General features: G+C 68.1%; 11 protein-coding genes and 1 pseudogene. 6 read left to right on the top strand and 6 right to left on the bottom strand.

Going from position 1 to position 9,432, the window contains the following annotated elements; translation table 11 throughout:
• Both ACIBVN_RS60090 and acsA read left to right on the top strand, forming a co-directional pair.
• Positions 1-204, top strand: a 204-nt coding sequence (locus tag ACIBVN_RS60090; RefSeq protein ID WP_397151778.1) for a pyridoxamine 5'-phosphate oxidase family protein, incomplete at its 5' end; no start/stop codon positions are given.
• A gap of 166 nt (positions 205-370) precedes the next feature.
• Positions 371-2,149, top strand: coding sequence for an acetate--CoA ligase (gene acsA, locus ACIBVN_RS60085; protein WP_397151776.1), 1,779 nt, complete (start codon positions 371-373; stop codon positions 2,147-2,149).
• Between the two features lie 16 nt (positions 2,150-2,165).
• Here the strand turns inward: acsA and ACIBVN_RS60080 are convergent, their stop codons facing one another.
• The 6 genes from ACIBVN_RS60080 to ACIBVN_RS60055 all read right to left on the bottom strand — a co-directional run bounded on the left by ACIBVN_RS60080 (position 2,166) and on the right by ACIBVN_RS60055 (position 7,543).
• A complete protein-coding gene (locus ACIBVN_RS60080) occupies positions 2,166-2,408 on the bottom strand; it encodes an acyl carrier protein (RefSeq protein WP_397151774.1) in 243 nt (80 codons plus the stop codon).
• Positions 2,405-3,805: a 2-oxo acid dehydrogenase subunit E2 gene (locus ACIBVN_RS60075; protein WP_397151772.1), complete on the bottom strand. Its 1,401-nt coding sequence runs from the start codon at positions 3,803-3,805 to the stop codon at positions 2,405-2,407. Before ACIBVN_RS60075 ends, ACIBVN_RS60080 begins: the two co-directional genes overlap by 4 nt.
• A complete protein-coding gene (locus ACIBVN_RS60070) occupies positions 3,802-4,779 on the bottom strand; it encodes an alpha-ketoacid dehydrogenase subunit beta (RefSeq protein ID WP_397151770.1) in 978 nt (325 codons plus the stop codon). Before ACIBVN_RS60070 ends, ACIBVN_RS60075 begins: the two co-directional genes overlap by 4 nt.
• Positions 4,776-5,792, bottom strand: a complete 1,017-nt coding sequence (gene pdhA, locus ACIBVN_RS60065; protein ID WP_397151768.1) for a pyruvate dehydrogenase (acetyl-transferring) E1 component subunit alpha — start codon at positions 5,790-5,792, stop codon at positions 4,776-4,778. Before pdhA ends, ACIBVN_RS60070 begins: the two co-directional genes overlap by 4 nt.
• 675 nt (positions 5,793-6,467) lie before the next feature.
• Entirely contained in the window at positions 6,468-7,325 is an 858-nt protein-coding gene (locus ACIBVN_RS60060) for a universal stress protein (RefSeq protein WP_397151766.1), read from the bottom strand.
• A 59-nt stretch (positions 7,326-7,384) separates the two neighbouring features.
• On the bottom strand, positions 7,385-7,543 hold the full coding sequence (locus tag ACIBVN_RS60055) for a hypothetical protein (RefSeq protein ID WP_397151764.1): 159 nt from the start codon (positions 7,541-7,543) through the stop codon (positions 7,385-7,387).
• Between the two features lie 207 nt (positions 7,544-7,750).
• Here ACIBVN_RS60055 and ACIBVN_RS60050 point away from each other — a divergent pair, with 207 nt between their 5' ends.
• The 4 genes and pseudogenes from ACIBVN_RS60050 (at position 7,751) to ACIBVN_RS60035 (ending at position 9,247) form a co-directional block, all read left to right on the top strand.
• Positions 7,751-8,014 (top strand): CBS domain-containing protein, encoded by a 264-nt coding sequence (locus tag ACIBVN_RS60050; RefSeq protein WP_397151762.1) that lies wholly within the window; start codon positions 7,751-7,753, stop codon positions 8,012-8,014.
• Positions 8,011-8,226: an HPP family protein gene (locus ACIBVN_RS60045; protein ID WP_397151760.1), complete on the top strand. Its 216-nt coding sequence runs from the start codon at positions 8,011-8,013 to the stop codon at positions 8,224-8,226. Before ACIBVN_RS60050 ends, ACIBVN_RS60045 begins: the two co-directional genes overlap by 4 nt.
• Positions 8,227-8,289: 63 nt before the next feature.
• Positions 8,290-8,391: pseudogene (locus ACIBVN_RS60040) on the top strand (hypothetical protein); the annotation flags it as partial.
• A 187-nt stretch (positions 8,392-8,578) separates the two neighbouring features.
• Positions 8,579-9,247, top strand: coding sequence for a DUF305 domain-containing protein (locus tag ACIBVN_RS60035; protein WP_397151758.1), 669 nt, complete (start codon positions 8,579-8,581; stop codon positions 9,245-9,247).
• The last annotated feature ends 185 nt before the right edge of the window (positions 9,248-9,432 follow it).

Raw genomic sequence — 9,432 nt, 5'->3', positions numbered from 1 at the left:
ATCGCCTTCGAGATCGACCAGATCGACGAGACCAACCGCGAGGGGTGGAGCGTCCTGGTGCAGGGGCCCGCCCACCATGTGGCGCCGGACGAGATCGGCGATGTGGCCGACGCGGACGTCACGCCGTGGGCGGGCGGCGAGCGCCACCTCTACATCCGGATCGTCCCGCACCAGATCACGGGCCGCCGCATCCACTGCATGTGATGTACCGGTATCGGTCGCGCCCGCAACACGTCGGTCGCCCGCACTCGATGCAAGCCCGATGGGTATTAATCCCATTTGTGAATGTTTCCGGTGCACGGACGGGGTTCTGGGGTTCTCTCGGCCCGCCGTGTCAGTGATGCAGTCCTGTCGACGGGAGGGAACCGTGATGACATGGGATCTCATCCATAAGACCGGGCGAGCGGCTGCCGCGCCCAACCTGGCCGACTATGAGAACGAATGCCGAGCATTCTCTTGGGAGGCGGCCCAGCGGTCCTCTTTCCGCGGATTGCCGGGCGGCCGGGGGCTGAACATCGCGTACGAGGCCGTCGACCGTCACCTGGACGGAGCCTGGCGCGACCATGTGGCGCTCCGATGTGTGGGCAAAGACGATCAGGTCGTCGAGCTGACCTATCGGGATCTTCATGTCGCGACGAACCATTTCGCCAACGTGCTGCGCGGCCTGGGGGTCGGCAAGGATGAGAGGGTGTTCACCCTGCTCGGCAGGATGCCCGAACTGTACGTGACGGTCCTGGGGACGCTGAAGAACCTCAGCGTGCTCTCCCCGCTGTTCTCCGCCTTCGGCCCTGAGCCGATTCGCGAGCGGCTGCGCCTCGGGGACGGGCGTGTGCTCGTGACCACGCCTGAGCTGTACCAGCGGAAGATCGCCGGCATTCGAGAGTCCTTGCCGGGCTTGAAGCACGTGCTGGTGACCGGTGGCGGGCCCGCGCCTGAAGGCACCCTGCTCCTGAACGAGTTGATGGCGGGCACGGGGGAGGAGTTCGAGATTCCGCCCACCGACCCCGAGGACATGGCGCTGCTCCATTTCACCAGCGGCACCACCGGCAAGCCCAAAGGCGCGGTGCACGTGCACCGTGCCGTGGTCGGCCACCACGTGACCGCGGCCTACGCTCTCGACCTGCGCCCGTCGGACGTCTTCTGGTGCACCGCCGATCCCGGCTGGGTCACCGGCATGTCGTACGGCGTCATCGCACCCCTCAGCCTCGGGCTCACCCTCGTGGTCGACGCAGGCGAATTCGACGCACGCCGCTGGTACCGCGTGCTGCAGAACCAGAGAGTGACCGTCTGGTACAGCGCCCCGACCGCGCTGCGCATGCTCATGCGCAGCGGCGATGAGCTGCCCCGTGAGTACGATCTGTCCCGGCTGCGGTTCATCGCCAGTGTCGGCGAACCGCTCAACCCCGAGGTGGCGGTCTGGGGCCTGCACGCGCTCGGCCTACCGGTCCATGACAACTGGTGGCAGACCGAGACCGGCGCCATCATGATCAGCAATTATGCCTCGATGGACATCAAGCCGGGATCCATGGGGCGTCCGCTACCCGGGATCGAGGCGGCGCTGCTGGCGCGGGGCAGTGACGGCCGCGCCCGCGTCGTCGAGGGGCACGTACGCGTGATCGAGGAGCCGGATGTCGAAGGGGAACTCGCGCTGCGACCCGGCTGGCCCTCGATGTTCCGTGGGTATCTTGGCGAGCCCGAACGATACGCCAAGGCGTTCGCCGGAGGCTGGTACCTGTCCGGCGACATCGCGCGCAGGGACCAGGACGGATACTTCTGGTTCGTCGCGCGGGCAGACGACGTGATCAAGTCGGCCGGTCACCTCATCGGACCGTTCGAGGTCGAATCGGTGCTGATGGAGCACCCCGCCGTCGCCGAGGCCGGCGTGATAGGCAGACCAGATCCGGTGGCAGGCGAGCTGGTGAAGGCTTTCGTCACCCTCAACCCCGGCTTCGAGCCCGCCGAGGTGCTCCGGCGTGAACTGATCGCCTTCGGCCGCCGCAGGCTGGGCGCGGTCGCCCCAAGGGAGATCGCCTTCGACCAGAACCTGCCGCACACCCGCAGCGGCAAGGTCATGCGCCGCCTCCTCAAAGCCCGCGAACTCGGCCTTCCCGAAGGCGACATCTCGACGCTGGAGCACCCTGCTCAATGAGCGCCGGTCATCCCGATCAGGCGTGGGCGGCCAGAAAGTTCGCGCCTCCTGCCACAGTGGTTAGCGCAGGGTAGTCGTCTTCTTCAATGCGGTAACCGCTGGCATCGCTGAGCGTCTCGACGAAACTGAGGAAATCCAGCGAGTCCAGTTCGAGGAGGTCGCGGAAGTCGGCGTCCGGCGGGAGTGCCGACAGCTCAGCCTCCGGTGCCACCTGAGCCAGCGCTTGCTCGATGAGCACCCGGGCCTGCTGCGGGTTCATAGCCCCTCCGGGTGGTTGAGCAGCCGGTCGACGGCGGTGAGGAACCGACCGCCGGTGAAACCGTCAGTAGCACGATGATCGGCGGCGAGAGTGACGGTGACCACGGGCCGGACCCCGAGCAACCCGTCGACCGCCCACGGACGGTCGAGGATCTTGCCGAAGCCCACGAGGGCCACCTGCGGGGGGTAGATGACGCCGTGGACTGCCTCCACTCCCTGCTCTCCCAGGTTGGTCACGGTGATGGTGGCCTCGGTCATCTCCGAGCCGCGCAGCCGTCCGGCGCGCGACCGGGCCACCAAGTCCTTCAGAGCGGCCATGAGATCGTCGAGCTCACGATCGGCGACATCGTGCAAGGCGGGCGCGATCAAGCCGCCGCCCTTGAGCGAGATCGCCACGCCCAGGTTCACCACGTTGCCAGGTACGAAGCCGTCGTCGATCCAGAAGCCGTTGAGCTGCGAAACCTCCTTGGCGGCGCGCGCAGCCGCCTTGAGGAGCAGCACAGCGGGGAGCAACCGCTTGGCCACCGGCAAGTCCCGGTTGCGCGCGCGCAGCCATCCCAGAGCGGCGCTCATGTCCACGGTGGTGCTCAGGTAATAGTGCGGGATCTCCCGTTTCGACCGGGTCATCGTCCGGGCGATCGCCTGGCGCATCGCGTCCCGGCGACCTCCCATCTCGGGCTCCCCAGCGGCGGCCTCCGGTACGGCGGGTGCGGCCTCGGCCGGCGCTGCCGCCTCCCTGGGCTCGCCGGCGCGTGCGGCGGCCTTGCGGACGTCATCGGCGCGGATCGCCCCTGCGCGGCCCGTACCCCGGACGGCGGCGAGGTCGACGCCGAGGTCCAGGGCGATCCTGCGGGCCAGCGGCGATGCCTTCACCCGGGCCCCGGCCCGTTCGACATCCGCTCGGGTCACTCGGCCGCCTGGGCCGGTGCCGTGCACGGTTGCCAGGTCGAGGCCGCGCTTCTCGGCGAGGTGTCGCACGATCGGGGATGTGGTGGGCGGCGGGGGCAAGGGCTGGGGGGCGGCTTCTGGCGGGGCGGCCACCGGCTCCGGCGGCGGCCCTGGCTGGGGCCGCTTCTTCGCTGCCTGGGCGGGCGGCCGTTTCCGGGCCGGTCGTTCCGGCGGGGTGGGGACGCGAGGCCCGGCCGAGGGCGCGGCTCCGGCGATGAGGGCGAGAGGCGCGCCGACCGGGACCCGCTCGCCGACATCCACCAGCAAGCTCTCCACCACGCCCGTATGGAACGACTCGGCCTCGATCAGGGCCTTGTCGGTATCGATGACCGCGATGACGTCTCCCCTACGTATCTGGTCTCCGGGCTGGACCAGCCACTCGGCGACCCTGCCCACCTCCATGTCGGCGCCAAGGGAGGGCATCCGAAACTGCGCCGGTTCGCCCGTCATGAGGCGACCACCTCTCGAGCCGCCGCGACGATCGCGGGCACTTGGGGAATGGCGGCCTCCTCCAGGTGGCGGGCGTAGGGGATGGGGACCTCGGCCGTGCACACTCGCGCGATCGGCGCGTCGAGCTGGTAGAAGGCCTGCTCCACGATGCGGGCGCTGATCTCGGCCGACAGGCCGCCCGAGCGCCAGCCCTCGTCCACGATGACGACGCGGTGCGTCCGGCCGACCGAGTCCATGATCGTGGCGTTGTCGAGGGGCCGCAGCGTGCGCAGGTCGATCACGTCTGCCTCGATGCCCTCGGCGGCGAGCGCGTCGGCGGCCGACAAGGTCTTTCCCGCGGTGCCGCCGTAGCCGATCAGTGTGACGTGCTTGCCGGACCGCCGTAGCGCCGCATGAGAGATATCCACCGGACCGGGACGTGGCACTCCTGACAGGTTGTACAGCGAGCCGTGTTCGAAGATGAGAACGGGGTCGGGGTCCTCCAGTGCCGGCCAGAGCATGCCGCGGGCGTCCTCCAAGGTGGCGGGTGCGAGGATCTTCAGGCCGGGGATGTGCGCGTACCAGCCTTCCAGGCTGTGCGAGTGCTGGGCGGCGAGTTGCCTGCCGGCTCCGGTGGTCATCCGGATCACCAGGGGAACGTTGAACTGCCCTCCGGACATGTGCAGGAGCGTCGCGGCGTTGTTGAGAATCTGGTCAAGGGCCAGCAGAGAGAAATTGACCGTCATCACCTCCACGATCGGTCGCATCCCGCCGAGCGCCGCCCCGATCCCGGCGCCCACGAACGCCGCCTCCGACAGCGGGGTGTCACGGATCCGTTCGGGGCCGAACTCCTCCAGCAGACCCAGGCTGACGGCGAAGCAGCCGCCGTAGGCTCCGACGTCCTCGCCCATGAGGAAGACGCGCTCATCGCGGCACATCGCCTCGCGGATCGCCTCCCTCATGGCCTCGCGATAGGTCGTCGTGCCCTCGGTCACGACGACACCTCCGCATGCCCCGGGTCACCCGGCAGCGGGATCTCGCTGTGGACGAACTTGGTGAGGTCCTCCAGCGGCTCGACCGGCGCCTGTTCAGCGAAGGCGACGGCCTGATCGATCTCTTCCGCTATCTCCTTCTCGAGCATGGCGAGGTCGTCGCTGGTGAGCTCTTGGGCTGCCGTCATCCGCGCGATGAGGGCTTCGATCGGATCGCGCTTCTTCCACTCCTCGACCTCGGCCTTGTCACGATAGCGCTCCGGGTCGTACATCGAGTGCGCGCGGAACCGATACGTGCGCAGCTCCAGGAAGTGCGGTCCCGCGCCTGCCCGGATCGACTCCGCGGCCCTGTCCGCCGCCTCGGCGACCGCCGGTGCGTCCATGCCGTCCACCGGACAGGCCACGACGCCGTAGCCGGCAGCACGGAGGGCCAGGTCGGTCTGCGCATGCGACTTCGCCAGCGCGGTGCCCATCGCGTACAGGTTGTTCTCGCAGGCGAACAAGACCGGTAGCCGCCAGAGCGCGGCGAGGTTGAGGCTTTCGTGGAACTCGCCCTCGGCCATCGCGCCATCGCCGAAGAAGCACGCGGTCACCCGGTTCCGTCCCTGGAACCTGTCGGCGAGAGCGAGCCCGACCGCAAGGGGCAGGCCACCCCCGACGATCGCGCTCCCACCGTAGAAGCCGCGGTCGGCGTCGAAGAGGTGCATGGAGCCGCCTCGACCCCGGCTGCATCCCGCGGCCTTGCCGTACATCTCAGCCATGATCGCCGCGGCCGGCACCCCACGGGCAAGGGCGTGGCCGTGCTCCCGATACGTCGAGACGACCGCGTCGTCCGGAGTCAGCGCCTGGCACACTCCGGCGGCCACCGCTTCCTCCCCGATGTACAGATGCATGAACCCGCGGATCTTCTCGCTGCTGTAAAGCTCGACGCAGTGCTCCTCGAACCGGCGGATGCGCAGCATCTGGCGGAGCAACTCGCTGCGCTGAGTGGTCCGCGGCCTGCTTTTGCGTACCATGACTCTTTCCTCGTGTCCCTGCCTGTCATACCCGACGCATACCTGCCGGCCTCTCGCTGGTCTGACCGGCTTAGGAGCGACCTGCCGCGGTACTCCTCCATAGACATCTCGCTGCAGACATACCGCTCGGGCCGGGTGCTTCCCGTGTCCAGTCGTCCGGCCTTGACCAATCCGGCGGCCGAATCGGCCGTTTAGCTGGACTTGTCCGGGTGGTGAGCCAGATCGTCATGGCGATATGGGACATCCGGAATGCGTCGTAAGTACTCCCCCAAACCGTTCCCTGTATGGCGGCAACCATCCCAGCGATCCTTCGCGGGTCGAGCCGCCGGTGGCCGCATCTTGCCCCTGGCCAGCCTCGGCATCGGACCTGCACACCGGAGGGCGCCGCGACGGTGGTCGCCGGATCACGATGGCACCCTGCGAGCCGCCGCCCTCTTCGCTGCTGCGACGGCTGCGCTGACAACTGAAGTCATCTCAGTCGCTGCTGCTCGTTCAAAAGCATCGCCGACAGCATCAGCGCCGTACCAGTGCCGAACGAAGAATCGTATGAGCTGGCGTGGTGTCCGAGCCCGACTTGCTGGCCGGACGAAGAGTTCAGGGAGCGCCACTACGGCGAGCATTGTCGACCGTGGTCATGCCGCGCTTCTTGAGTCGGGTAACGCGGAGCGACGACGGTCAGGATCGGCACTCCGGCGCGTTGACCACGGCCACCGGGCAGTGGGCCCGATGGAGGACCCCGTGGCTGACGGAGCCGAGCATCAGCCCGGTGAATCCGCCGAGCCCGCGTGAGCCCACCACCACGAGCTCGGCGGCCCGCGAGGCCTTGGCCAGAGCCGGAACGGGGTGCTCACTGACGATCGACTCGATCAACTCGATATGGGGATACTTCTCCCGCCACGCGATCAGGCGCTGCCCGATCTCAGGGGTTTCGTCGACGGGCAGCGGCCCGTACCCGGCCGGGTGCGGAGCCATGACCGGGTATCGCCTGCCGTACAGCACACGAAGGCGCACATGGCGAACTGCCGCCTGCGCCAGGGCGTATTCCATCGCCATGTCCGCGCACGGTGAGCCGTCGTAGCCCACCACGACCTCGCCGCTTCCGCCGTGTGGGAGCGTCCGCACGACGACCAAGGGGCACTTGACATATCCGGCCAGGCTCAGTCCGACCGATCCGAGCACGAGCCCGCTGAACCCGCCCAGTCCCCTGCTGCCCACCACCACGGTGTCGGCCGTCTCCGACTCGGTCTTGAGCCGCTCGATCACCGACCCAGCGAGCAGGACCGTCGAGATCCGCGCCCGTGGAGCATGGGTGCGGGCCCGCTCGGCCGCGTCCGCGAGCAGCATCTCGCACTGCTCGGTCAGAGTCTTCCCGTCGCTGGAGGCGCCGAGCGGATGCTCGGACGGCCACGGCTCACTCACATGGACGATACGCAGCGGCAAACCCCTGCGTTCGGCGTCCTCGGCCGCCCAGGCGAGCGCCGACCGCGCGGTCCGCGAACCATCGACTCCCACGGTGATCGCTGTGTGCATCATCGGCTCTCTTGATAGCCGCCGAGCGCGGGCAGGCGCCCCTGCTCGTGTTGTCCAGGGCATCAGTGTGCGACGATTCTCCGCCGGCCTTCCACCTTCTCGCCTTCGGCCCGCCCCGAGCTGACCTTCAGGACACCGTCCTTGTAGACGGCCTTGATGTCATCGGACTTGGCCGGCAGCGCCGCGCACCTGGCTACAACTGTGAAACCCAGGAAGACCATCGGCCAGACATGCTCCGCACCTCCAGCCTTCCCGCCTGACCGGCCCCCTCCCAGAGACCTTCGACCTGCCCCGACAGGCCGATCGTCCGCCCGCCGAGCCCACATCCTGACCCTTCGACCCAGGCTTCGAGGACCAATGGCACTCCCCTTTAAGCAGCGCCGGGATTGTCATGGAAGAGAAGGCAAAACACCAAGCCTGGAGGAGCAATGCAGGTCCTGGTGCACGAGATCATGACCAGAGACGCCATTTCCGTCACCCCAGCCACATCCTTCAAGAACGTCGCCGAGCGGCTCATCCAGCACGGACTAAGCGCGGTGCCCGTGGTCGATGACCACAAGCGCGTGGTCGGGATCGTGTCCGAAGCCGACCTGCTACCCAAAGAAGAGTTCAAGGAACAGTACGTCCGTGAGGGCTACCAGGCACATATCCGGACACGCCTGCGATGGCAAGCACTGCGGCCGACCTCATGACCGCACCCGCCATCACCGTCCATCCCCAGCAGACCGCGGTGGACGCCATGCGGCTGATGGACGAGCACGGCATCATCTGCCTGCCCGTCGTCGACTACCACGGTCGCCTCATCGGCGTCCTCAGCCGCCACGACCTCATCAGAGTCTTCGTCCGCGCCGACCAGGACCTCGCCGACGAGATCCAGCACGACCTCAACCACCACTTCGCGTAGGTCGACACCTCCGGAGTCCAGGCCAAGGTCAAGAACGGCGTTGTCACGCTCTACGGGCGCACCCGCGCCCACTCCGAGGCCGTGCTCATCGCTCACTCCGCGGCCCGCGTCAACGGTGTCGTGGACGTGCGGGACAAGCTGTCCTGGGACGAGGACGATCTCTGACGGTCCGGCCAAGCAAAATTCCGAACGTGCCGCTTCACGAGTCACGCACCACCGCGACCGGGCACGGCGCGCGGTGGAGCATGGACGTTGGTCCTGATTGTCAGGGTCGCATGGCACTGGCCTGCCAGGCCGGCCGCACCCAGGCTGGCAGGGACAGGTCAGACGACGCAAAACGCTGGAGGCCGACATGAAACGTTCGGCAATAGCGGCGATCGCGGCCGGATCGGCGCTGGCCACGGCAGCGGCGGTGACCGGCATCGCCGGCGCCGCGAGCGACACCCCGCCGCCGGCCGCTACCTGGCAGCCGACCGCCCCACCGACGGACTGGGGTCCCATGGGGCCGTGCGGCTGGATGTACGACATGTACGTCAGTGACGAGGCCGGCTATCTGACTCACATGGTGGCTCACCACGAAGAGGCAGTCGCCGCAGCGCGGCAGCTCCAGCGCTCGAGCCGGCCTCAAATGCGCGCCCTGGGCGCCTCGATCGTCACGACGCAAAACGCCGAGATCGCCACCATGAAGCGGTGGCTGGCCAAGTGGTATCCAGGGCATCCCGGAACGGGCGGCTACCGGCCGATGATGCGCGACCTGTCCAGGCTGTCCGGCGACGCGCTCGATGAGACGTTCCTGCAAGACATGATTCCGCACCACATGGTGGCGATCAGGATGTCGCAGCAGTTGCTGGCGTCCGGGCGGGCTGAGCATCCCGAAGTCGCCGACTTCGCCGCCAAGGTACGCGACACCCAGCACGCCGAGATGTTCCAGATGCGCCGCTACCTGGCCGACTGGTTCGGCGAGTGGGGCAGGCCCTGTGGAAGGTGGGACAGGCCGGGCCCACGCGGGCCATGGCACTAATGGTGGGGAGGAATCGGCCCGAGCCGGGCAAGCACGCTTAGTCACCTCTTACATGCGGCGGGCTGGCCGGCGTCGGCGCCATACTGTTCGCCATCATCGGGCGCCTGGTGATGGGGAGCGCGCCGCAGATCACGGACTCCGCGATGACGATCTCGGGATACCTGGCGGAGCGCCGGGCCCAGGTC

This window comes from Nonomuraea sp. NPDC049400, assembly GCF_044466425.1.
Classification (GTDB): domain Bacteria; phylum Actinomycetota; class Actinomycetes; order Streptosporangiales; family Streptosporangiaceae; genus Nonomuraea.
Note: the sequence above shows the minus strand (reverse complement) of the source record. Positions and strands in the feature narration are given on the sequence as shown.

Excerpts from the sequence above, each read along its gene's own strand:
- ACIBVN_RS60075 (WP_397151772.1), bottom strand. The coding sequence starts at position 3,805 with ATGACGGGCGAACCGGCGCAGTTTCGGATGCCCTCCCTTGGCGCCGAC.
- ACIBVN_RS60050 (WP_397151762.1), top strand. The coding sequence starts at position 7,751 with ATGCAGGTCCTGGTGCACGAGATCATGACCAGAGACGCCATTTCCGTC.
- acsA (WP_397151776.1), top strand. The coding sequence starts at position 371 with ATGACATGGGATCTCATCCATAAGACCGGGCGAGCGGCTGCCGCGCCC.
- ACIBVN_RS60080 (WP_397151774.1), bottom strand. The coding sequence starts at position 2,408 with ATGAACCCGCAGCAGGCCCGGGTGCTCATCGAGCAAGCGCTGGCTCAG.
- ACIBVN_RS60045 (WP_397151760.1), top strand. The coding sequence starts at position 8,011 with ATGACCGCACCCGCCATCACCGTCCATCCCCAGCAGACCGCGGTGGAC.
- ACIBVN_RS60060 (WP_397151766.1), bottom strand. The coding sequence starts at position 7,325 with ATGATGCACACAGCGATCACCGTGGGAGTCGATGGTTCGCGGACCGCG.
- ACIBVN_RS60055 (WP_397151764.1), bottom strand. The coding sequence starts at position 7,543 with ATGGTCTTCCTGGGTTTCACAGTTGTAGCCAGGTGCGCGGCGCTGCCG.
- pdhA (WP_397151768.1), bottom strand. The coding sequence starts at position 5,792 with ATGGTACGCAAAAGCAGGCCGCGGACCACTCAGCGCAGCGAGTTGCTC.
- ACIBVN_RS60035 (WP_397151758.1), top strand. The coding sequence starts at position 8,579 with ATGAAACGTTCGGCAATAGCGGCGATCGCGGCCGGATCGGCGCTGGCC.